Here is a 22,631-nt window from a genome sequence, read left to right as displayed (position 1 = left end):
CCGCACGTGGTGCCCCGTCGCCCGAGCGTCAAGTCGCGCGTCCCGCGACCAAGACGCACCCGCGCCGGCGGGCTCTCACCGCGGGCCGCGCCCGCGCCGCCGCTGGGCGTACCAGACGACGACGACCGCGAGGACCACGACGATGACGACCCACCACCAGGATTCCAGGCCGCCGATCGCCGGACCCGGCTCCGCGATGCCCGGGTCGTCGGGAGTCACGGTCTGGGCGACGGCGACGGCGGCGCCGGTCATGATCGTGACGAAGGCGACGAGCGCCCGCAACATCCGGGTCTGCACGGAGCGCGCGTCCCCAGCAGCGGCGATCGCGCGGTTGTCTGCGTCTCGCATCGGACAATCCTCCACACGTACCCCTCGGAGGGCGACCCCCCTTGGGCGCACAGCCATCGACGTCGCGCCGAATGCGACGCCGTCCGAGCCCAACGCGGCACGAGGCGATTTCGATGCACCGTCCGCGCGGATCGGTGCCCCGACCCCGACCCGCGCCGCGGCGTTCGTCTTCCGGCTCGGCCCGTGCGAGACTGCGCCCCGGTGCAGGGGCCGCGACCCGGCGGGCCCGAAGCCGGTCCGAGAAGACGCCAGGGAGGACGACGATGAAGACGATGAAGGGACCCGGCCTGTTCCTCGCCCAGTTCGCGGGCGACGAGGCGCCGTTCGATTCGCTCGACGCGATCTGCCGCTGGGCGGCGTCGCTGGGGTACAGGGGGGTGCAGATCCCCACCTTCGACGCCCGCCTGTTCGACCTCGAGAAGGCGGCGACGTCGGACGCCTACGTCGACGAGGTGAAGGGCGTCGTCGCCGCCCACGGGCTCGCGATCACCGAGCTGTCGACCCATCTGCAGGGCCAACTCGTCGCAGTGCATCCGGCCTACACGGACGCCTTCGACGGCTTCGCGCCCCCCGCGGTGCGCGGCAACCCGGCGGCCCGCACGGAATGGGCGGTTCGCCAGATGACGCTCGCGGCCGAAGCCTCGCGCCGGCTCGGGCTCTTGGCGTCGGTCAGCTTCTCGGGCGCGCTCGCCTGGCCCTGGGTCTATCCGTGGCCGCAGCGTCCCGCGGGCCTGATCGAGACCGCCTTCGAGGAGCTGGCGCGGCGCTGGCGGCCGATCCTCGACGCCTACGAGGACGCGGGCTGCGACGTCTGCTTCGAGCTCCACCCCGGCGAGGACCTGCACGACGGCACGAGCTTCGAGCGCTTCCTCGAGGCGGTGGGCGGGCACGCCCGCGCCTGCATCAACTACGACCCGAGCCACTTCCTGCTGCAGGGGCTCGACTACGTCGCCTTCATCGACATCTACCACGAGCGCATCAAGGCCTTCCACGCCAAGGACGCCGAACTCAACCCGACGGGCCGCCAGGGCGTCTACGGCGGCTACGCCGGCTGGGTCGAGCGCGCCGGCCGCTTCCGCTCGCTGGGCGACGGGCAGATCGACTTCGGGCAGATCTTCTCCAAGCTCGCGCAATACGACTACGACAGCTGGGCCGTGCTCGAGTGGGAATGCGCCCTCAAGCATCCGGAGGACGGCGCGCGGGAGGGGGCGCAGTTCATCGAGGCGCACATCATCCGCGTCACCGAGAAGGCCTTCGACGACTTCGCCGCTGGCGGCAGCGACGAGGCCGCGAACCGCCGCATGCTCGGGCTCGGGGAGGCGTGAGATGGCGATCGAAGCTTCCGGCCAGGACGGCTCCTCCGGCACCCGCTCCCGCCGCCTGCGGCTCGGCATGGTCGGCGGCGGGCGCGGCGCCTTCATCGGCGCGGTGCACCGCATCGCCGCGCGCCTCGACGACCGCTGGACGCTCGTCGCCGGCGCCCTCTCCGCGTCTCCCGAGAGGGCCCGCGCCTCGGGCGCCGACCTGCTACTCGACCCGGATCGCGTCTACGACGACGCGGCCGCGATGGCGACGGCGGAGGGCGCACGCGAGGACCGCATCGACGCGGTCGCCATCGTGACGCCGAACCACGCGCATTACGAGCCGGCGAAGCGTTTCCTCGAAGCCGGCTTCCACGTCATCTGCGACAAGCCGCTGACGACGGGGCTCGAGGAGGCGCGGGAGCTGGCGCGGCTCGCCGGGGACAAGGGCGTGATCTTCGCGGTCACGCACAACTACACCGGCTATCCGCTGATCCGCGAGGCGCGCGCGCTGGTGCGTGCGGGCGCGCTCGGCGCGATCCGCGTCGTGCAGGTGGAGTACGCGCAGGACTGGCTCGCCACCCGCATCGAGGAGGAGGGTCAGAAGCAGGCCGCGTGGCGCACCGACCCGGCGAAGTCCGGTCCCGCGGGCTCGGTCGGCGACATCGGCTCGCACGCCTTCAACCTCGCGGAATTCGTCGCGGGCGTGAGGGTGGAGCGGCTCTGCGCCGACCTCACCGCCTTCGCGCCGGGGCGCCGCCTCGACGACAACGCCCACATGCTGCTGCGCTTCGCGGGCGGCGCGCGGGGCGCGCTGTGGTGCTCGCAGGTGGCGGTGGGCGAGGAGAACGCGCTCACGCTGCGCGTCTACGGCGAGACGGGCGCGCTCGCCTGGGCGCAGGAGAACCCCAACGTCCTCGTGCACACACCGCTCGGCGAGCCGCCGCGGCTGATCCGCCGCAACGGCGCCGGCGCGAGCGCCGTTTCCCAGCGGGTGAGCCGCACGCCGTCGGGCCACCCGGAGGGCTATCTCGAGGGCTTCGCCAACCTCTATTCCGACATCGCCGACCAGATCGAGGCCCGCCTCGCCGGCGGGAGCGCCCCGGCGGAGGCCCTCGACGTGCCGACCGTCGACGATGGGGTGCGCGGGGTGGCGTTCATCGAGGCCGCCGTGCGCTCGGCGCGGGGGGACGCGGGGTGGGAGCCCATCGAGGCGGGCTGACGCAGGGCCAAACGCCGCGCCACATCACCGGCCCCGCGCCATCTCCTCAGGCCAGGAACCCCTCGAAGACCATCTGGTCGGCGTGCGCGGCGGCGGCGGCTCGCGCCGCCTCGTCGCGCACCGTCCAGGCGGTGACCGGGATGCCGAGGCGGCGCAGCAGGAAGGGCGGGCCGTTCAGCAGGTCGCCGACCTGCCAGGAGAGGAAGTGCGGCCTCGTCTCGTCGAAGTGGAGCAGGTTCGCGAGATGACGAACCAGCTCGGGCGGCATCCAGGCCCAGTCGGGATGCGTGAAGCGCGTCTCCGAGACGATGCCGCGCGGCGCGTGCGGCGCGAGCCGGCGTACCTCGGCGATCATCGCGGGGTCGAAGCTCTCCACCACCCAGGGCCCAGCGTAGCCCGCCAGCACCTCGAGCGTGCGCCCGGCGAGGCGCACGTCGCCGTCGAAGCGGCTCTTGATCTCCACGACGAGCGGCACGCGGCCCGCCACCAGGGCGAGGAACTCCGCGAGCGTCGGCGGACCCTCGCCGTCCGCGGCGCCGACGAGCGGCATCGCGGCGAGCGCCGCGGCGCGCGTGTCGTGGACGTTCCCCTCGCCTCCGACGAGGCGGGCGAGGTCGTGGTCGTGGAAGACCACCGCCTCGCCGTCGGCGGTGAGCTGGACGTCGAGCTCGATCGGGTAGCCGCGTTCGATCGCCGCGCGGGCGGCCGCGCGAGAGTTCTCGATCACGCCCGCGGCGCGGTCGTGCAGGCCGCGATGGGCGATGGGGCGCGCGACGAGCCAGCCCGGCGCGGCCTCGACGGAGCCGGCGCTCATGCGTGCGACCGGACCTCGAACATGCCCTCGACCTCGACCGCCGCGTCCATCGGCAACTCGGCCACGCCGATGGTGGAGCGGGCGTGGCGGCCGGCCTCGCCCATGGCCTCGACCATCATGTCGGAGGCGCCGTTCATCACCTGGGCGATGGCGGCGAAATCGGGCCTGGCGTTGATGAAGCCGCCGAGCCGCACGCAGCGCACGACCTCGTCGAGATCGCCGACCGCGGCCTTCAACTGGGCCAGCAGGTTGAGCGCGCACAGCCGCGCCGCCGCCTGCCCGGCCTCGAGCGACACCTCGCCGCCGAGCTTGCCCAGGTGCTCGGGCGCGATCTCGCCGCCGGGCCCGAGGCAGATCTGCCCGGACACGATGACGAGGTCGCCGGTGCGGACGTAGGGCACGTAGTTGGCGACGGGCGCGGCCGCCTGCGGCAGCGACAGGCCCTTCTCGGCGAGGCGGTCCTCGATCCGGCTCATGCGGCTCTCCTCGGCTGTTCGCGCGCGTCGTCGCGCGCTCGTGTGCGCGCCGATGTGTCACGATCCCGCGGGGGCGCGCAAGGGGGCCGGCGGGGCGTCCGGCACGACCGGCGCGCATTGCGCGCCGCGCCCGCGGCTTCTACACAGGGGGACGAGTTGCGGGGCTCCGCGAGAGGTCTGGGCATGCTAAGGATCGGTTGCGTCATCGGCGTATCGGTGGGCTTGTGTCTCGCGCCGCCGGCCACGGCGGCCGCCGCCGTCCCCCTCGCGCAGCACCGCGCCGTGTACGACCTCACGCTCGCGCCCGGCGCAGACGGCGTCGAGGCCGCGCGCGGGCGAATCGCCATCGAGTTCTTCGGCTCGCCCTGCGAGGGCTGGACGACCCGCGTGCGGCAGGTGACCGCGCTCGACCTCGGCGACGGCGGCACGCGCACGCTCGATTCGAACAGCGCCACCTTCGAGGAGCCCGACGGTGCGCTGCTTCGCTTCCGCTCCGAGACGCGGGCGAACGGCCGGACGCTGAGCGCGGTCGACGGATCGGCGCGCCGGGTCGACGGCGACACGCGCGTCGTCGTCGAGGCGCACGACCATGAGGCGAACGACCGGGAGGCGAACGACCGGGAGGCGCCGGAGCGGAATGCCCCCGGACCGGAGACGCCCGGACCGGAGACGCTCGTCGTGCCGGGCACGCCGCTGTTCCCGACGCAGCACATCGCCCGGCTGATCGGCGAGGCGGCGAGCGGCGCCGTGCTGTTCGCCGCCCCCGTCTTCGACGGCACGGGGGACGGCCGCACCGTCTACGATACCCTCGCCGTGATCGGGCCTCCGCTCGCCGCCGACGCGCCGGAGGGTGCCGAGGCGGGACCGGAGGCGGCGCTCGGCGACCTCGCGCGCTGGCCGGTGCGGCTCTCCTACTACGAGCCCGGACCCGGCGAGCGCGTGCCGGACTACACGATCGGCTTCACGCTCTTCGCCAACGGTGTCTCCAGCGACCTCCGCCTGGAGTTCGACGGCTTCACGCTGCGTGGCGAACTCTCGACGCTCGAACTCGTCGAGCCGCAGGACTGCCGGCTCTAGCTGTTACATCCCGTCGAAGTCCGGCGTGTGAACGACGTGGATCTTGTTGCCGTCCGGGTCGCGAAAATACGCGCCGTAATACGCCGGTCCGTAGTGCGGCCGCAGGCCGGGCGGGCCCTCGTCGGTGCCGCCGGCGTCCATCGCCGCCGCGTAGGCCGCGTCCACCGTGGCCGGGCTCCGGGCGACGAAGGACACCTGGACGCCGTTGCCGGCGCGCGCCGCGCGGCCGTCGTAGGGGGCCTGCGCCCAGAATTGCGGCCAGCTCGTCCCCGTCCGCGTCCAGCATGCGCCGGCGCGATCCGTGTCCGAGCCTTCCGGGTCGGTGTGGTAGCGGGCGAGGCCGAGGGGCGCGAGCACCGCGTCGTAGAAGGCGATCGCGCGCGGCACGTCGTCGGTGCCGACCATCACGTGGCTGAAGATGTCGGTCATGCCAGCTGCCTCAGGGTCTCGCGGGCGATGACGAGACGCTGGATCTCGCTCGTGCCCTCGTAGATGCGGGTGATGCGCGCGTCGCGCGCATGGCGCTCGACGGGATAGTCGCGGCAATAGCCGGCGCCGCCGTGGAGCTGGATCGCAGTGTCGGTGCAGCGATGGGCGGCCTCGGAGGCGAAGAGCTTGGCCATCGACGCCTCCTTGGCGAAGGGCTCGCCCCGGTCCTTCAGGTGCGCCGCCTGCAGGATCAGGAGCCGCGCCGCGGCGAGGTCGACCTCGCGGTCGGCGATCATCCATTGCGGGCCCTGCATGTCGGCGATGCGCTGGCCGAACTGGCTGCGCGCGACGCAGTAAGCCTTGGCGGCGTCCATCGCCGCGCGCGCGATGCCGAGCGACAGCGCCGCGACGCCGATGCGCCCGCCGGCGAGCTCGCCCACCGCGACGCGGAAGCCGTCGTTCTCGCGCCCCATCAGGGCGGAGCCCGGCACGCGGCAGCCCTCGAGATGCACGACGTTCGTCGGGGAGCCGTGCTGGCCCATCTTCTCCTCCGCCCGCCCGATCACGAGCCCGGGCGTGCCGGCCTCGACGAGGAAGCAGGAGATGCCCTTGCCCGGCCGCGCGTCCGGATCGGTCACGGCCCAGACGACGAAGACGCCGGCGTACTCGGCCGAGGTGATGTAGATCTTCTGCCCGTCGATCACCCAGTCGTCGCCGTCGCGGCGCGCGCGGGTGCGCATGGCGGAGGGGTCGGAGCCCGCCTGCGCCTCGGTGAGGCAGAAGGCGCCGGCCGGGTACGTGCCGTCGGCCAGCCGCGGCAGGTGCCGCGCCTTCTGCTCGGGCGACCCCACCGCCTGGATCACCGCGCCCACCATGTTGGTCACGGACGTCGAGACGGCCGTGGAGGCGCAGGCGTAGGCGAGTTCCTCGATGGCCAGCGCGAAGGCGACGGTCCCGGCTTCCGAGCCGCCGTACTCGGCCGACACGTCGAGCGCCGAGAAGCCGTTACGCGCCAGCAGCTCCAGGTTCTCGAGCAGCCGCGCGCGCCCCTGCCCGCGATCGAGCGCCTCGGCATTGGGCGCGAGCCGCTCCGCCGCGATCCGCCGCGCGGCATCGCGGATCATCTCTTCTTCGTCGGTGAGCGCGAAGTGCATGGGCGAGGTCTCCTCGGCGACGAACACGAGATTAGGCGAGGTGCGCGGCAGCGGCAACGCGGGGGGGGGGGGCGCCTGCCGCGTGCTGCGGTTTGCGGCCGTCTCTCGATCTGCTACCTTGAAGAGCGCCACGAAGGCGGGGCGAGCGGAGCTGCGGTTTGCGGCCGTCTCTCGATCTGCTACCTTAGTCGGTGGCGAAGTCCTGCACCACGCGCGCTGCGGTTTGCGGCCGTCTCTCGATCTGCTACCTTCGCGCTCGAGCGGCACCTGGAGGCCAAGTGGCTGCGGTTTGCGGCCGTCTCTCGATCTGCTACCTTGACCCCGACGACGAGCCCGAGCGGGAGACCGCTGCGGTTTGCGGCCGTCTCTCGATCTGCTACCTTAAAAGGCGAGATGGTTCGATCGCCTATCTAGCTGCGGTTTGCGGCCGTCTCTCGATCTGCTACCTTCGGCGGCCTGTGCATGGTGATGCGCCGCGTGCTGCGGTTTGCGGCCGTCTCTCGATCTGCTACCTTGGGGCTGTCGGAATTCGCCGCGACCTTCGCGCTGCGGTTTGCGGCCGTCTCTCGATCTGCTACCTTGGGCGAGCTCGGCACGACCTTCGTGGTTACGCTGCGGTTTGCGGCCGTCTCTCGATCTGCTACCTTGAGGGCCACGGGCGTCACCCGCCGCGCCTCGCTGCGGTTTGCGGCCGTCTCTCGATCTGCTACCTTCGGCGGCGCCGGCCATGTACAGGTCAACATGCTGCGGTTTGCGGCCGTCTCTCGATCTGCTACCTTCGCACGCACTACATCTACCCCCTGCCGCGTGCTGCGGTTTGCGGCCGTCTCTCGATCTGCTACCTTCCTCGCGGCACATCCCGACGTCGCGGCTCTGCTGCGGTTTGCGGCCGTCTCTCGATCTGCTACCTTCCGGAGCCGGGCGACCTGTACATGGCCGGCGGCTGCGGTTTGCGGCCGTCTCTCGATCTGCTACCTTAAAAGCTCTTGATCGGTGGCCATGGTTCAGTGCTGCGGTTTGCGGCCGTCTCTCGATCTGCTACCTTGAACGCCGACGCGCTCCGGTTCCGCAAAACGCTGCGGTTTGCGGCCGTCTCTCGATCTGCTACCTTATGAACGCCGAGATGGTCATGATCCTGCGAGCTGCGGTTTGCGGCCGTCTCTCGATCTGCTACCTTTGCCTCCCTGCCAAGTACCTCATCCCGCTCCGTTTTCCGCCGTCCCGATCGTCAGAAGAGTTCGATCTGGGCCGGCGGAGGCGGGGCGGGCTGTCGTTTTTTCCCGAGGAAGGTCTGGATTCGGGCGAACTGCTTGTCGGTGATGGTGAGGAAACGCACCTCCCCCTCCGGCGGCGTCAGCGCACCCATCCGGGTCACGTGCGTCGCGGCGTTCTCGATCGACGCGCAGTGCCGGATGTAGACCGAGTACTGCATCATGCTGAAGCCGTCCTTCAGGAGCGCCTTGCGGAAGCGCGCATAGGCCTTGCGCTGGGCCGCCGTGTCGGTCGGCAGGTCGAACATCGCGATCACCCACATGGTCCGCCACCCCCAGGGCCAGGCCCGATCCCGTTCCTTGCGCCCGCTCACGACGTGGGCTCCTCGGGCGCGGCCTCCTCGGGCGCGGCCTCCTCGGCGTCGTCCGACGCGAGGTCCTCCGCGGCGAGCGGCAGCCCCGTGGGCAGGTCGAGCCCACGCGTCCCCTCGCAGAGCGCGCGCCGCAGCGAGGCCGCGCTCGCGTGCAGCGCGAGGAGGAGCGGAAGGCGCCGGGCGCCCACCCGCACCGTCTCCTTCAGCACCGAGAGCAGCGTGGCCCGTGTCGCCCGGTCGTCGAGGGTGGGCGGGTCCGCCCCCTCGCCGAGCACCCGCCGCACGCGCCAGTCCACGAACGGCCGGTAGGGCTCTACCAGGTCGTCGGCGAGGCAGAACGGGTTCGAGCGACGCTTGTGGAACACGCCGAGCGAGGGGATCAGGCCCGTCGCCACGACGGCCCGCGCCGTCGCCGCGCGCACGACCGCGTAGCCGTAGTTGAGGAGCGCGTTCGCGCCCTCCGCCTCGCGGTCGCGGCGAAAGCCCGTGCCGAGGAGGCGCGGCCAGTAGCGCTGCGCCGCCTGGGCCTCCAGATTGTCCGGATCGCCGGAGCGGACGCGCCGCGCCATCTCGGCGAGCCCGGCGTCCTGGCCGGTGAAATGCGCCAGCACGATCCCCTGCTGGGCGATCTTGGCGCGGACCAGCGCCTGCCAGGCCCGCTTGCGGGCGGGCGCTCCCGCCTCCACCTGGGCGCGGTGGCGCTCGGTCTGGACGTGGTGCGCGTCGAGCGGCAGGAGCAGCCCGAGCGGGAGGTGGTCCCTCCCGCTCGCGACCACCGTCGCCCCGGCTTCCAGCAGGGCGACGAGCGCCGCATGGGTGTAGCTCGCCCGCGCGTCGTCGACGACGAGGACGCCGATGTCCTCGATGGGCACGCGCACGTCCGGCTCGCCGGGCCGGGCGATGACGAGCTGGTCGAGCGCGGTGGACAGCCGGGTGCCGGGCGTGGCGATCTCGAGGATGCGGGACAGGGTCATCGCCGCCTCCTCAATCCCGCGCCTTGCGCACGCGGCCGATCGGGTCGACGGAGACCTTGCGCACCCCGCTCGCGACGAGGGAGCCGACCGTGGGCCGCCAGACGCTGGCGCCGGTGGCGTCGCGATGGTCCAGCGTGACCACCACCCCGCTCGTCCACACGCTCGTCACGACCCGGTAGCCGGCATGCGGGCCGTCCGGGAACAGCAGCATGTCGCCGTTCGACAGGGACATGACGAACGCCGCGCCGTCCGCGCGAACGCGGCGGACGACGGGCTCGCGCCGGGCGAGCCGGCCGGCGGCGTCGAACAGGCTCACCACGTCGAAGACGACCCGCCCGTCGGCGTGCCGGAACACCGCCACGTGGTGGTTGAGGCCCTTCTCGGCGACGCCCGTCGCGACCGCCGCCATCAGCGCCTCCTGCCGCTCGACGAGAACGCGGACGCGCCTGATCTCCGGTCCGTCCTCGCCGAGCCGGGGGTAGGGCGGGACGGCCTTCCTCGGCACCCCGCCGCGCGCCTCGACGTGCGCGCGTACGGCCTCCTGAACGGCCGGGTCCCGTATGTCGGCGAGGCGGGCGGGGGTGAGGTCCTCGATGCGCTTTCGCGTGACGTAGCTCCGGTAGGTCGCGCCGCCACGGGTCTGCGCCGGCTCCTGCGTGCGCCCCAGCACCGTCTGCTCGTGCAGCGGCCCGGAGACCTTCTTGCGGACCCGGTGCGAGCAGACGATCGCGGCGACGGCGCGGGCGGCGTCGGCGCGGATCTCGGGCCAGGGCGGGGGCAGGTGCGGGCGCTCCGCACGCGGGTCCTCCTTCCGCTGCCAGTATTGCGCGAGCCGCTGCGTCGCGGCCTGCGAGGCGCAGGCCACGACGAGCGCGTCGATCGCGTGGTGGCGGTGGTCGGCGCGGGTCTTCCGGCCGTCCTCGCCGAGGATCGCGTCGAGCCCCCACAGGTGGCGAAGCTGCGCCGTCACCCGCCCGGTCACGGCCTCGACCCGCACCGGCGTCGACGGCCCGTGGTCCGGCCACAGGCGCTCGAGCTGGGCCAGCGCGGCGCGCGCCGCCCAGCCGGTGTCGTTGAGCTGGCGTGCCGCGAAATCCTCCGGCAGACTCTGCGCCAGGAAGCGCTTCACCTTGCCCCGCGGCATGCCGGGCTTGCCCTTCGCCGCCTCCATGCCGCCGACTTTGTGGCGGATCGCCTCCCATCGTTCGGGATCGTGGCCGAAGGCCTCGTAGGGGGTGCGCGGTCCCTTCTCGGCGTTGACGTCGCGTCGGCAGAGCGTCTTGTTGCGCATGCCGTCGTCGAAGGAACGCGAGCGCGGGACGATGTGCTCGACCTGGAAGAGGCCGTCGCGGAACAGGGCCTCGAAGCCGATTCGGTCGCCCGTGTAGGGGCATTGCTCGCCGCATTCCTGCCAGAGCAGCCATTTCTCGACGTCGTCGCGGGAGGGATCGGCGATGCCGTTCGCGATCAGCGCGGCCACCGCCTCCTTGCGACGACGCTCCTGCCGGCGCATGCCGTCCGCCCGCTCGTCCCGCTCGCGCTTCGAGAGCCCGATCTCGCGTGCGACCTCGATGCGGATGCGATCGGGCTTGCCGTGGGCGGCGAGGAGGTTGTTGACCACCTTGCGCAGCTCGTTGAGCGTCCGCGCCACGGTCGGGTTGCGCAGTTCCGCGAGATGCCGCGCCTCCGCCGGGTCCCTGGGGCTCGGCAGGCGCGCGAGCGCGCCCTCCGCCGGGCGATCGCGCCCGGGGAAGGTCGCATCGCGCCACGTCTCGTGCTCGGGAGACATCAGCAGCGCGCCCATCCGCACGCCCGCCTCGAGGTGCGGCAGCATCGCCTCCAGCGCCGCCGTCGAGAACGGCTCCCATCCGGCCGGCAGGACGAGGTCGGCGAGCGCGCGCGCCTCGTCCTGCGAGAGCCGGAAGTCGACGGCGAGGGCGTCCGCGAGGCGCGCGCGGTTCGCCCGGCGCACGCGCTCGGGCAGGACCACGATCCGCTGCGTCCCGATCGTGCGGGTATCGGCCGCGCGCAGCCGCTCGGGCAGCTCCGCTCGCAGGCGATCCGCGTCGTGCCGGTTCGCGAAGTCCTCGCCGAGGATGCGCACGAGATCCGCCTCGAGCCGATTGCCGAGGAGCGCCTTCTCGCCGCCGATCTCGAGGTTGAAGCGCAGGGAGCGCTCGCCCCCCTTCTCCCCGCGTGCCGCATAGAGCGGCTTCAGAGCCGCGCGGACCTTCGGCCAGGAGAGAGAGGGCGCCCGCGCGAGCGCCGCACGCACGGCGGCGCGCTCGTCCCCGTCGAGAGGGCGTGCGTTGCCGCCGACGATCTCGAGGTTGGCGAGCTTCTCCAGCATGCGGCGCTGCTGCGAGAGCCAGGCGCCGCGCGCACACAGCGGCGCATCCGGGACGAGCGGGCATCGTCCGAGGGTGGAGGTCCGCCAGAAGACGGGCTTCTGCGCGAGGATCGTCTCCTCGATCGCAGCGCGCGTCGCGGGATCGCGCAGGCCCGCATGGTGCGGCGCCTGGGCGTCGAGGAGACGGCCGAGCTCGTCGGCGACGACGGCGCGCGTCGCGTGCACGCCCCGGCGCCGCTCGGAAGGCGGCGTTCGTGCGAGCAGCGCGCCGAGCGTGCTCCCGCTCGCGGCGATCCGCGCCAGCGTCTCCTCGCGCGCGCTCGCCGCGGCGATCTCGTCGGCGGGCGGGGCGGCGGACCGTGCCTCGTCCGCGGTACCGTCGCGGCCCGAGAAATGCCTGCGCTGCGCGAGATGGTAGAGCGCCCGCCCCACCTCGTACGGCGCGAGCGGCTCCGTGAGGGCGCGCAATCGGAGCTCGTAGGGGTCGCGGGCCATCACCGCCGCCCGTTCGGGCGATCCCCAGGCCGGGAGGAGACCGATCGAGGCGAGCAGCGTGCCGAGCGCGCGCTTGCGTTCGCGCCGCCGGCGCAGGCGCCTGCGCATGGCGCGCGCGAGGCGCCGCGACTGGTTGAGCGGTGTGCCGTCCGGGTCCCGTGCTTCCGGGAAGATCCGCACACCCATCGCCTCGACGGATGGCGAGGGGCCGTCCGCGATCAGCGCGAAGCCGATCGACGTCGTTCCGAGGTCCAAGCCCCAAGTCACCTGCCCCCGAGTGACCTGCCCCCGAGTCACCTGCCCCCGAGTGACCTGCCCCCGAGTCACCTGCCCCCGCGTGATCTGCCCCCGCGTGATCTGCATGTTTCTTTCCTCCAGCCTTGCAATTCCCACTGGAGGAAGCTATCCTTTCCGACGTAGCAGATCGAGAGGCGGTCGCTTTCCGCAGGCAAATGGACCCCTCGCGCGGGCTCGGCATCCCAAGGTCCCTGCCGGTCGTCCCCGCCCTCGGGCGGGGACGTTCGTTTTCGGCGGCCCGTCGACCCTCGCGGGGTCGACTCGGAAACCGGTACGACACTTCATGATTGCCGCCAAAGGGGCCCCCTGTTCCGGGTCGGTCCAGGGGCGTCTCGTCGCGGCCGTAGCCGGTCGTGTCCTGGTGGTGGCGTCCTCGACGGGCTCGCGTCAGCGCGGGCGCGGCCGGGACGGCGGCAAGGCCCAGGCCATGGCGGCCTCGAACTCCTCGTCCGACATGGCGACGCCGGCGCGGGCGAGGTGGCGGAAGGCCTCGAGCGCCTCCTGCGGCGGCAGGTTGACGAGCTCGGTGACGTGGCAGCGGGCTTCCATGAGGGCACGCGTCGCCTGGTCGAACCAGTCCAGGTGCGCCTGCGGCACGACCCGACCGGGCGTCCGCAGCACGAGGGACCACAAGAGCGCGTTCTCGAACAGCGCGCGCACGGGCACGCGGTTGCCGGCCGCCGCCTCCGCTTCGGGAACGAAACGGATCGCGCGCGCTTCCGGGTCGCCGACCAGCGCCTTGCCCGATCGCCAGGTCGCGCGTTCCGCCGCGGTCATGTCGGAGGGTCCCGGCGCGTCGAACGGCGACATCGACCAGGCGAAGGTCGCGAGCCGGTTCTGCCCGTCGAGCAGGATCGAGAAGCGGCGGGCGTAGTGGGGCTGGATCGGGCCGATGCGCCCGCGCGAGGCGCCGGCGAGGTCGGTGCCCTCCGGCGGGCGCCAGATCAGGAACTGGCCCGTCGGCCAGCCGCGCAGGAGGCTCGCCCAGAAGCGTTCGACGTCGTCCTGTCCCCAGACGTAGGGACGGCGGAACGCGGCCGGTGCGAGGAAACCCTCGCTGGCGCGCCGCATGACCGTCTCGATCAGCTCGCCGTTCACCGTGACCCGCGCCATGACGTCCTCCCGACGCTCTCGACCGAGCGTGCCGATCGACGCCGACGAAGCGCCCGCTCGACGCGCAGCGCCGAGCTTACCGCAGATCACGGTCTCGCGCACGAGGGGCGTTCGGCTGCACGCTGCCCTCCCGGGCGACCGGCGCGCGCGGCGTCGGCTCCATGCGCCGCGCGCCTCCGCCGCATGCGCCCCGCGCCCCTGCCCATCGTCCGCGCGCGCCGCTAGTCTCGCGGCCGCATGACCTCTCCCGCGCCCTCTCCCGCGCCCTCCGGCGAGCCGCCGCAGACCGATCTCGACGCCCCGCTCGACGCCGCCGCCAGCCGCGAGCGGCTCGCGGCGATCGGGCTGATGTGCGCGGCGCTGATCTGCTTCTCCTGCCTGGACACGAGCGCCAAGTGGCTCGGCGAGGCGGGTCTGCCGACGCTGCAGGTCGTGTTCCTGCGCTACCTCGTCTCGATCGTGCTGATCTCGGCCTTCGTCAACGGGCTCACCACGCCCGGCGTGACGCGCTCGGCGCGGCCGGGGCTGCAGGTGCTGCGCTCGCTCTTCCTGATGGGCGGCACGCTGCTCAACTTCACGGCGCTGCGTTGGCTCCAGCTCGCCGAGACCATGGCGATCATGTTCTCGACGCCCTTCATCGTGGCGCTGATCGCCGGGCCGCTGCTCGGCGAGCGGGTCGGGCCGCGCCGGCTCGCGGCGATCGCGGTGGGATTCGTCGGCGTCCTCGTCGTGGTGCGCCCCGGGATCGAGGGCTTCCACCCGGCGGCGCTCCTCTCGATCGGGGCGGCGGTCTGCAACGCCCTCTACGGGGTGACGACGCGCATGCTCGCGGGCCACGACGGCTCGCGCACGACGCTCGTCTATTCCGGCCTCGTCGGTCTCGCCGTGACGGCGCCGATCGCGCCCTTCGTCTGGGAGGCGCCGCCCTCGGTCCTGTCCTGGCTGCTGCTCGCCGGGCTCGGCGCCTTCGGCGCGGTGGGCCACTGGCTGCTGATCCTCGCCCACGCCCGCGCGCCCGCGGCGGCGCTCTCGCCCTTCTTCTACACGCAGATCGTCTGGATGCTGGCGCTCGGCTGGCTCGTCTTCGGCGACCTGCCGGACGCCTGGACCCTCGTCGGCGCGGCGGTCGTCGTCGCCTCGGGTCTCTACCTCCTCGCGCGGGAGCGCGCGCGAACGCGGCGGAGCTAGTCCGGTTCCCCGCTAAGTAGCTTCCCCGATGGACCGCGCATTTCGTGCCGCTAACTTGGGTTAGCTCGGCGGGAGGCTGCACTGCATGGACTCATCATCGTCGGGGCCGGCCCGCGGAGCGCGCGGCCGCGTCACGCTGCAGATCATCGCGGACGTGCTCGACGTCTCGACCGCGACGGTGTCGCTCGCCCTGCGCAATGCCCCCGTGGTCGCGGAGGCGACGCGGCTGCGCGTGCAGCAGGCGGCGCGCGAGCTCGGCTACACCTACAATCGCGGCGCCGCGGCGCTGCGCACGGCACGCTCGGACATGCTCGCCGTCGCGCTCTCCGACGTGGCCCTGCCCGACCACGCCGCGATCCTCGGCGCGGTGGAGGACGCCGCGCGCGAGGCCGGGCGCACGATCCTGCTCGGCACCACGGCGGAGGACCTCGACCGCCAGGAGCGGGTGCTCGCCATGCTCGGCGAGTTCCGCCCCGACGGCCTGCTGATCGTCCCCGCCGGCGGCACCACGGCGTCGGCGCTCTACCAGCTCCTGGCGGCGGGCATCCCCGTCGTGCAGGTCTCGCGGGAGGTCGAGGGGCTCGCCTTCGACTACGTGGGCAGCGACGACACGATGGCCGCCTGCCTCGCCGTGGAGCACCTGCTCGCGCTCGGCCACCGGCGCATCGGCATGATCGGCGGGGCGGACGGGCTCTCCAGCCACCGCGCGCGCCGGCGCGCCTTCTGCGAGGCGCTCCAGCGCGCCGGCGTTCCGATCGACTGCGGCTGGCTGATCGACGGCTACGGCAGCCGCGAGACCGGGATCGACGGCGTCGGGCGCTTCCTGGCGCTGCCGAACGCGCCGACGGCGGTGGTGTGCGTCGACGATCTCACCGCGCTCGGCGCCATGACCGGGCTCGCCCGCGCCGATCGGCGCCCCGGCCGCGATTTATCTATCTTGGGTTGCGGAGACGCGCCGGAGGCCGCCGTCTCCGAGCCACGGCTGTCCACCGTGCGCGCCCATCACGGGGCGATCGGGCGGCGCGCGGCGGAGGTGTTGCTGAGCCGCATCGCCGACCCCGACGCCCCCCGCCAGCGCCACCTGATCCCGCCCGAGCTCGTGGTGCGCGACAGTTGCGCGCGGCTCGAGCGGGCGGCCGCCTGAGGGCGGCGCCCGGATCTCCCTGCGCCTCCGCCGCGCGCAACGTCCGATTCCGGCGCCGGTCCCGATCCGTCCGATTCCCCGCTTGACTCCCACCCGTCGCGATGGAATCCATGAGCGAACGGATTGAGAACAGACAGGGATCGAACCATGGCTCGTCACGAGCCTCGCGACGGCGCTCCGACGCCGGCGGACGGTACCGCCGTGCCCGGCGGAATGCCCGGCGGAATGCCCGGCGGGAAGCCGGGAGAGACGCCGGGAGAGACGCCGGGAGAGGCGTTCGGCGCGGGGGAGACCCCGGCCGAGCGGCTCGCCCGCGCGCGCGCCGCGCTCGCCGCCGCCCAGGCGGGCGAGCGTTCGGCGGGAGAGGGGGCGCCGGGAGAGGGGGCGCCGGGCGGGTTCGGCGAGGCCGCGCAAGCGGGATACGCGGGGGAAGGCTCGGCGGGCCGCGCCGCCCGGCCGCTGCGGACGCGGGCGTCGCCGAATCGGCTCTTCCGAACGGCATCCGAGGCTGCGGAGCCCGCGGCGACGGAGCCCTCCCCCCTCCGCCGGCGGCGACGCCCCCCGGCACCGCTCGGCGCGGGCGAGGGCGCGGGCGAGGGCGAGGGCGCGGGCGCGGGCGCGACCGCGCTCGACGTCGCGCTGGGCGGCGGGCTCGCGCGGGGCACGATCCACGAGATCCTCGCCGGTGAGGCCGGCGATCTCGGCGCGGCGCACGGCTTCGCCCTGGCCTGCGCCGCCCGGCTCGGGGCGTCGGCTCCCGCCGCGGTCCCCGGCTCCGCCGGCGCCCGGCTCGGCCCGCGCCCGCCCGGCCGCGTGCTCCTCGTCCAGGACGAGGAGGCCGCGCGGGAGGACGGCGCGCCCTACGGGCCGGGCCTCGCGCTCGCCGGGCTCGATCCCGCGCATCTCGTCCTGGTGCGCGCCCGTGACGCGCGCGAGGCCCTGTGGGCGACGGAGCAGGCCCTGCGCTGCCGGGCGCTGGGCGCGGTGCTGGCCGAGATCGCCCGCCTGCCGGGGCTCTACGACCTGACCGCCTCGCGCCGGCTGGTGCTCGCCGCCCGCGAGGGCGGCACGACCGGCCTCGTCGTGCAGGCCGCCTTCGGGGCGGGGGAGGGGCCGCGCGCCAGCGCCGCCGAGACCCGCTTCGTCGTCTGCGCCGCGCCGAGCCGCCCCGGGCTCGCCGGCACCCCCGGCGCGCCGGCCTGGCGCGTCCGGCTCGCCCGCCACCGCGGCGGGCGCGAAGGCCTCTATCATCTGGAGTGGAGCCATGACGACCGCGTCTTCCGGGACCTCCCGCGGGACCTCACTCGAGACACGCCCGGCGAAGCGCTACCTCGCCCTCGTCCTGCCGACGCTCGCGACGGACCGCGCCCGGCGGGACCGGCGCGTCCCGGCGGTGGGCGCGTCCTGCGTTTCGCCGGGGCGAGCCGATCGCGGGGCTGAGCCCGGCGAGATCCCACTCGCCGCGGTGGCGAAGGTCCGCGGGGCGCTGCGCCTCGCCGCCTGCGACCCCCGCGCCGCCGCGCTGGGGCTGCGTCCCGGCATGTCGCTGGCCGACGCCCGCGCGCTGCATCCCGCACTCGCGGTCGTGGACGCCGATCCCGAGGGGGACGCCGCGGCGCTGGCGCGACTCGCCGACTGGGGCCGGCGCTTCACGCCCCTCGTCGCGCCGATGCCGCCCGACGGCTTCGTGCTCGACGTGACGGGCTCGGCTCATCTCTTCGGCGGCGAGGCCGCGATGCGGGCGGACGCCGTCGCCCGCCTCGCCGCGCTCGGCTTTCGCGCCCGCGCCGCGATCGCCGGCACGCCGGAGGCGGCGGCGGCGCTGGCGCGGGCGGCGGACGGGGCGATCGTCCCCTCCGGCGAGGAGGCGCGCGCGCTCGCGCCGCTGCCCGTGCGCGCGCTCGGCGTCGCCGACGAGGTGGTCGAGGGACTCGCGCGGCTCGGGCTCTCCCGCATCGAGGACGTGGCGCTGCGCCCGCGCGCGCCCTTCGCCGCACGCTTCGGCACGGATCTCGTGAGCCGGCTCGACGCCGCTCTCGGCCGCACCCGCTCCGCCATCGGCGCGCGGCTCGAGGCGCCGCCCTACGTGGTCGAGCGGCGCTTCTTCGAGCCGATCCTGACGCCCGAGGACGTCTCGCGCACGCTGGCGCGCCTCGCCGAGGAGCTCGCCGGCATGCTCGAGCGCCGGGGCGAGGGGGCGCTCGCCCTCGAGCTGTCGCTGTTCCGGGTCGACGGGGCGGTGCGGCGGCTGCGGGTCGGCGCGAGCCGCCCCACCCGCGAGCCGGCGCGCATGGCGCTGCTGTTCCGGGAAAAGCTCGCCGGCGAGCGCGACGAGCTCGACATCGGCTGGGGCTTCGAGGTCGTTCGCCTCGCCGCGCTCTCGGCGCGCCGGCTCGACGAGGCCGCCCGCCGGCTCGACGGCTCGGTGGCGGGGGAGGACCTCGCCCGCCTCGTCGACGCGCTCGGCGCCCGGCTCGGGACCGAGCGCGTGCGCCGCATCGCGCCCTGCGACAGCCATTGGCCGGAGGCCGCCGCGACCCTCGTGCCGCCCTCGGAGCGCGGCGGGAGGCGCCGGGAGGACGACCATGCCGCCGACTGGCTCGCGCCCGTCCCCGGCGCCGCGCCGGATCGCCCGATCCGCCTGTTCGCCCGACCCGAGCCGATCGAGGCCGTCGCCACCGTGCCCGACGGCCCGCCCCTGCGCTTCCGCTGGCGGCGCGTCCTGCACGAGACCGCGGCCTACGAGGGCCCCGAGCGCATCGCCCCGGCCTGGTGGGACGGGGCGGGCCTCACCCGCGACTACTTCCGCACCGAGGACAGCGCGGGCCGCCGCTTCTGGATCTTCCGCGAGGGCCTCTGGGGTCGCGAGACCGCCGCGCCCCGCTGGTACGTGCACGGCCTGTTCGGATGAGCGGGCGGCCGACCAGCTCCCGCCCCATCGGGGCGGGGACGGCGAGCGGGAGCGAGCCAGGGGCGGGGTTGCGTCGCGCGACGCGTGGAGTCTCGGCCGCGTCGCGTGTGCCCCGCCACCGAGACGGCCAACCCGTGAGACCGTGAAGCGACCTTCCGCCATGACCGGCCTCCTCCCCCTCCGGATCCCCTACGCCGAACTCGCGGTGACGACGAACTTCTCCTTCCTGGAGGGGGGCTCGCATCCCGAGGAGATGGTCGCCCAGGCGGCGAGCCTCGGGCTGTCGGGCATCGGCATCGCCGACCGCAACTCGGTGGCCGGCGTCGTGCGCGCGCACGTGGCGCTGCGGGAATGGCGCGCGGAGAACGCCGCGGGCACGCGGGACCTGCGGCTCGCGGTCGGCGCGCGCCTCGCCTTCGCCGACGGCACGCCCGACATCCTCGCCTATCCGAGGGACCGCGCCGCCTGGGGCCGGCTCTGCCGGCTGCTCACCCTCGGCAAGAGCCGCGCGCCCAAGGGATCGTGCGTGCTGCACCGCGACGACCTCCTGGAGCGGGCCTGCGGCCTGCAGCTGATCGTGCTGCCGCGGCTCGAGCGGGCGGACGAGGATCTCGGCTTTCTTCCGAGCCTCGCGGAGGCCTCCGCCGGCGCCTGGCTCGCCGCCCGCGCCGGCTGGGGCCGCGCGCCGCGTGCCGCGCTGGCGCGCAGCCTCGCCCTCGCCGAGAGCCATGGCGTCCCCGCGATCGCGGTGGGGGACGTGCTCTACCACGTGCCCGAGCGACGCGCGCTCCAGGACGTGCTCACCTGCATCCGCCACGGCACCACCCTCGACGCCGCCGGCCGCCGCCTCGCGGCCAACGCCGAGCGCCACCTCGAGCCCTCCCACGAGATGGCGCGGCTGTTCCGCGAGGCGCCCGGCGCGATCCCCGAGACGATCCGCTTCCTCGACGGCCTCGCCTTCTCGCTGGACGACCTGCGCTACGAATACCCGGAGGAGGGCCGCGAGGGCTTCCCCGATCCCCAGGCGGCGCTCGCGCACCACGCCTGGGAGGGCGCGCGCCGGCGCTACGGCGACGTGATCCCGGACACGGTCGCCGCCGCCATCCGCCACGAGCTCGCGCTCATCGCCGAACTCGCCTACGCCCCCTACTTCCTCACCGTCCACGACATCGTGCGCTTCGCCCGCTCCCGCGGCATCCTCGCCCAGGGGCGCGGCTCGGCGGCCAATTCCACGGTCTGCTTCTGTCTGGGCATCACCGAGGTCGATCCGACCAAGCACGATCTCCTGTTCGAGCGCTTCGTCTCCAACGAGCGCAAGGAGCCCCCCGACATCGACGTCGACTTCGAGCACGAGCGGCGCGAGGAGGTGATGCAGTATGTCTACGAGCGCTACGGCCGCGAGCGGGCCGGGCTCGCGGCGAGCGTCATCACCTACCGCGCCCGCTCCGCCGTGCGCGAGGTCGGCAAGGTCTTCGGCCTGTCGGAGGACGCCGTCGCCGCGCTCTCGGGATCGATCTGGGGCTGGTCGAAGGCGGCCGTGGAGGAGAAGGAAGTCGAGCGGCTGGGCATGGACCCGCGCGAGACCCGCCTCGCGCGGGTGCTGGCGCTGGCGCAGGAGCTCTCCGGCTTCCCGCGCCACCTCTCGCAGCATACCGGCGGCTTCGTCATCACCCGCTCGCGGCTCGACGAGGTCACCCCCGTCGCCCCCGCCGCGATGGAGGACCGCACCACGGTCGAGTGGGACAAGGACGATCTCGAGGCGCTGGGCATGCTCAAGATCGACCTGCTCGCGCTCGGCATGCTCTCGTGCCTGCGCCGCGCCTTCGACCTCATCGGCGAGCATTACGGCGAGCGGCTCACGCTCGCCACGATCCCCGCCGAGGACCCGCGGGTCTACGCCATGATCCAGCGCGCGGACACGCTCGGCGTCTTCCAGATCGAGAGCCGCGCGCAGATGTCGATGCTGCCGCGCCTCAAGCCCGCGTGCTTCTACGACCTCGTGATCGAGGTGGCGATCGTGCGCCCCGGGCCGATCCAGGGGGACATGGTCCACCCGTATCTGCGCCGGCGCGAGGGCCGCGAGCGGGTCTCCTACCCCGCCCCCGCCCCCGAGCACGGCCCGAAGGACGAGCTCGAGCGGGTCCTCGGCAAGACGCTGGGCGTGCCGCTCTTCCAGGAGCAGGCGATGAGGATCGCCATCGTCGCCGCGCGCTTCACCCCCTCCGAGGCCGACCGGCTGCGCCGGGCCATGGCGACCTTCCGGCGGGTGGGCACGATCGGCACCTTCGCCGCCAAGATGGTCGAGGGCATGGTGGCGCGCGGCTACGAGCGCGGCTTCGCCGAGCATTGCTTCAAGCAGATCGAGGGCTTCGGCGAGTACGGCTTCCCGGAGAGCCACGCGGCCTCCTTCGCGCTCCTCGTCTACGCCTCCTGCTGGGTCAAGGCGCGCTATCCGGACGTGTTCGCGGCGGCGCTGCTGAACGCCCAGCCGATGGGCTTCTACGCGCCGGCGCAGATCGTGCGCGACGCCCGCGAGCACGGCGTCGCGGTGCGCCCGCCCGACGTCAACGCCTCCGACTGGGACTGTACGCTCGAGCCCGGCTCCCGCGCCGCCGAGGGACTGCACCCCGCCCACGCCTCGATGCGTGGGGACATCCGCGCGACGCACGCGCTCAGGCTCGGCCTGCGCACGATCAAGGGCGCGAGCGAGGCCGACATGCGCCGCCTCGCGGCGCGGCGCGGCGCGGGCTACGATTCCGTGCGCGACCTGTGGCTGAGGACGGAGCTGTCGCCGGCGGCGCTGGAGCGCCTCGCCGAGGCGGACGCCTTCGCCTCGCTGGGGCTGTCGCGCCGCGACGCGCTGTGGGCGGTCAAGGCGCTGCGGCGCTCCGGCGACAAGGACGACCTGCCGCTGTTTCGCGCCGCGACCATGGCCGAGCGCGAGCCCGACGCCGCCCTCCCCCCGATGCCTCCGGGGCAGGAGGTGGTGTGCGACTACCGCTCCCTCACACTATCGCTGAAGGCCCACCCGGTCTCCTTCCTGCGCGCGGAGCTGGCCCGGCGCGGCGCGATGCGCCACGCCGACCTCGCCGGCGCCCGCGACGGGGCGCGGGTCGCGGTGTCGGGCCTCGTCCTCATCCGCCAGCGCCCGGGCTCGGCCAAGGGCGTCATCTTCATGACGCTCGAGGACGAGACCGGCATCGCCAACCTGATCGTCTGGCCCGGGACCTTCGAGGCCTTCCGTCCGGTGGTCGTCGGGGCGCGGCTGGTGGGCGTGCGCGGGCGGCTGCAGCGGGCGAACGGCGTCGTCCACGTCGTCGCCGACCGGCTGGAGGACTGGTCGGGGCTCCTCGCCCGGCTCGGCGCGCAGGCGCTGCCCGAGGCCCTCGCCCGCGCCGACGAGGTCAAGGGCGGCTCCGCCCCCGATCCGCGGGAGAAGGAGACGAAGCGCGAGCGCGAGGCGCGCTTCCGGGCGCTGGTGCGGGAGGAGCCGGCGCTCGCGCAGGACGTCGCCCGCCACGAGGCCGAGCGGGCCGTGCGCGGCCGAGGGCCCGATGCGGAGCGTCGTGCCGGGCTCGGCATCGGGCGCGGTGCGGTCGCCGCGGTCATGCCCAAGGGGCGGAACTTCCGGTGAGGGGCGCGACCGATTCCCGTCGCGCCATGCTGACGCCGCGTTCACGACCTCCTAACGTGGGGCGCGTCATCATCCGCACGCCGCCGATCCCGCCCGATTCGGCGCCCTCTCGGGAGTCC

Annotated in this window: 17 protein-coding genes and 1 CRISPR repeat array; of the genes, 8 read left to right on the top strand and 9 right to left on the bottom strand. The window is 74.1% G+C overall.

Annotated elements, in window-relative coordinates; all coding sequences use genetic code 11:
* Positions 1-75: 75 nt before the first annotated feature.
* Complete coding sequence (locus AB9M23_RS20150) at positions 76-348, bottom strand: hypothetical protein (protein ID WP_372426405.1); 273 nt, start codon at positions 346-348, stop codon at positions 76-78.
* Between the two features lie 263 nt (positions 349-611).
* Here AB9M23_RS20150 and AB9M23_RS20145 point away from each other — a divergent pair, with 263 nt between their 5' ends.
* Both AB9M23_RS20145 and AB9M23_RS20140 read left to right on the top strand, forming a co-directional pair.
* Entirely contained in the window at positions 612-1,673 is a 1,062-nt protein-coding gene (locus AB9M23_RS20145) for a sugar phosphate isomerase/epimerase family protein (RefSeq protein WP_372426404.1), read from the top strand.
* 1 nt (position 1,674) lies between these two features.
* Complete coding sequence (locus AB9M23_RS20140; protein WP_372426403.1) at positions 1,675-2,871, top strand: Gfo/Idh/MocA family protein; 1,197 nt, start codon at positions 1,675-1,677, stop codon at positions 2,869-2,871.
* Between the two features lie 46 nt (positions 2,872-2,917).
* Here the strand turns inward: AB9M23_RS20140 and AB9M23_RS20135 are convergent, their stop codons facing one another.
* On the bottom strand, positions 2,918-3,685 hold the full coding sequence (locus AB9M23_RS20135; RefSeq protein ID WP_372426401.1) for a glycerophosphodiester phosphodiesterase family protein: 768 nt from the start codon (positions 3,683-3,685) through the stop codon (positions 2,918-2,920).
* Positions 3,682-4,161, bottom strand: coding sequence for a RidA family protein (locus AB9M23_RS20130; RefSeq protein WP_372426400.1), 480 nt, complete (start codon positions 4,159-4,161; stop codon positions 3,682-3,684). The genes AB9M23_RS20135 and AB9M23_RS20130 overlap by 4 nt, the downstream gene beginning before the upstream one ends.
* A 183-nt stretch (positions 4,162-4,344) precedes the next feature.
* On the opposite strand from AB9M23_RS20130, the gene AB9M23_RS20125 reads away from it, so the two are divergent.
* Positions 4,345-5,238 (top strand): EipB family protein, encoded by an 894-nt coding sequence (locus AB9M23_RS20125; RefSeq protein ID WP_372426399.1) that lies wholly within the window; start codon positions 4,345-4,347, stop codon positions 5,236-5,238.
* 3 nt (positions 5,239-5,241) lie between these two features.
* Here AB9M23_RS20125 and AB9M23_RS20120 read toward each other — a convergent pair whose 3' ends face one another.
* The 6 genes from AB9M23_RS20120 to AB9M23_RS20095 form a co-directional block, all read right to left on the bottom strand.
* Entirely contained in the window at positions 5,242-5,667 is a 426-nt protein-coding gene (locus AB9M23_RS20120; protein WP_372426398.1) for a VOC family protein, read from the bottom strand.
* Positions 5,664-6,821, bottom strand: coding sequence for an acyl-CoA dehydrogenase family protein (locus AB9M23_RS20115; RefSeq protein ID WP_372426396.1), 1,158 nt, complete (start codon positions 6,819-6,821; stop codon positions 5,664-5,666). Before AB9M23_RS20115 ends, AB9M23_RS20120 begins: the two co-directional genes overlap by 4 nt.
* 84 nt (positions 6,822-6,905) lie before the next feature.
* A CRISPR array of direct repeats spans positions 6,906-7,998; the repeat unit is 36 nt; unit sequence GCTGCGGTTTGCGGCCGTCTCTCGATCTGCTACCTT.
* A gap of 51 nt (positions 7,999-8,049) precedes the next feature.
* Positions 8,050-8,406 carry a CRISPR-associated endonuclease Cas2 gene (cas2, locus tag AB9M23_RS20110; RefSeq protein ID WP_372426395.1) on the bottom strand — a complete coding sequence of 119 codons (357 nt, stop codon included), beginning with the start codon at positions 8,404-8,406 and terminating at the stop codon, positions 8,050-8,052.
* Positions 8,403-9,380, bottom strand: a complete 978-nt coding sequence (gene cas1 / locus AB9M23_RS20105) for a type II CRISPR-associated endonuclease Cas1 (RefSeq protein WP_372426393.1) — start codon at positions 9,378-9,380, stop codon at positions 8,403-8,405. The genes cas2 and cas1 overlap by 4 nt, the downstream gene beginning before the upstream one ends.
* 10 nt (positions 9,381-9,390) lie before the next feature.
* On the bottom strand, positions 9,391-12,480 hold the full coding sequence (gene cas9, locus AB9M23_RS20100) for a type II CRISPR RNA-guided endonuclease Cas9 (RefSeq protein ID WP_372426392.1): 3,090 nt from the start codon (positions 12,478-12,480) through the stop codon (positions 9,391-9,393).
* A 429-nt stretch (positions 12,481-12,909) separates the two neighbouring features.
* A complete protein-coding gene (locus tag AB9M23_RS20095) occupies positions 12,910-13,635 on the bottom strand; it encodes a DUF262 domain-containing protein (protein WP_372426391.1) in 726 nt (241 codons plus the stop codon).
* A 237-nt stretch (positions 13,636-13,872) separates the two neighbouring features.
* Between AB9M23_RS20095 and AB9M23_RS20090 the strand changes: the two genes are divergently transcribed.
* From AB9M23_RS20090 to AB9M23_RS20070, 5 genes are all read left to right on the top strand, one after another.
* Complete coding sequence (locus AB9M23_RS20090) at positions 13,873-14,823, top strand: DMT family transporter (protein ID WP_372426390.1); 951 nt, start codon at positions 13,873-13,875, stop codon at positions 14,821-14,823.
* A gap of 85 nt (positions 14,824-14,908) precedes the next feature.
* On the top strand, positions 14,909-15,967 hold the full coding sequence (locus tag AB9M23_RS20085; protein ID WP_372426389.1) for a LacI family DNA-binding transcriptional regulator: 1,059 nt from the start codon (positions 14,909-14,911) through the stop codon (positions 15,965-15,967).
* A 147-nt stretch (positions 15,968-16,114) separates the two neighbouring features.
* Positions 16,115-17,407: an ImuA family protein gene (locus AB9M23_RS20080; RefSeq protein ID WP_372426388.1), complete on the top strand. Its 1,293-nt coding sequence runs from the start codon at positions 16,115-16,117 to the stop codon at positions 17,405-17,407.
* A 25-nt stretch (positions 17,408-17,432) separates the two neighbouring features.
* Positions 17,433-18,878: a Y-family DNA polymerase gene (locus tag AB9M23_RS20075; RefSeq protein ID WP_372426387.1), complete on the top strand. Its 1,446-nt coding sequence runs from the start codon at positions 17,433-17,435 to the stop codon at positions 18,876-18,878.
* A gap of 160 nt (positions 18,879-19,038) precedes the next feature.
* Positions 19,039-22,512 carry an error-prone DNA polymerase gene (locus AB9M23_RS20070; protein ID WP_372426386.1) on the top strand — a complete coding sequence of 1,158 codons (3,474 nt, stop codon included), beginning with the start codon at positions 19,039-19,041 and terminating at the stop codon, positions 22,510-22,512.
* The last annotated feature ends 119 nt before the right edge of the window (positions 22,513-22,631 follow it).

The organism is Salinarimonas chemoclinalis, from assembly GCF_041514305.1.
In the GTDB taxonomy this organism is placed as follows: domain Bacteria; phylum Pseudomonadota; class Alphaproteobacteria; order Rhizobiales; family Beijerinckiaceae; genus Salinarimonas; species Salinarimonas chemoclinalis.
Note: the sequence above shows the minus strand (reverse complement) of the source record. Positions and strands in the feature narration are given on the sequence as shown.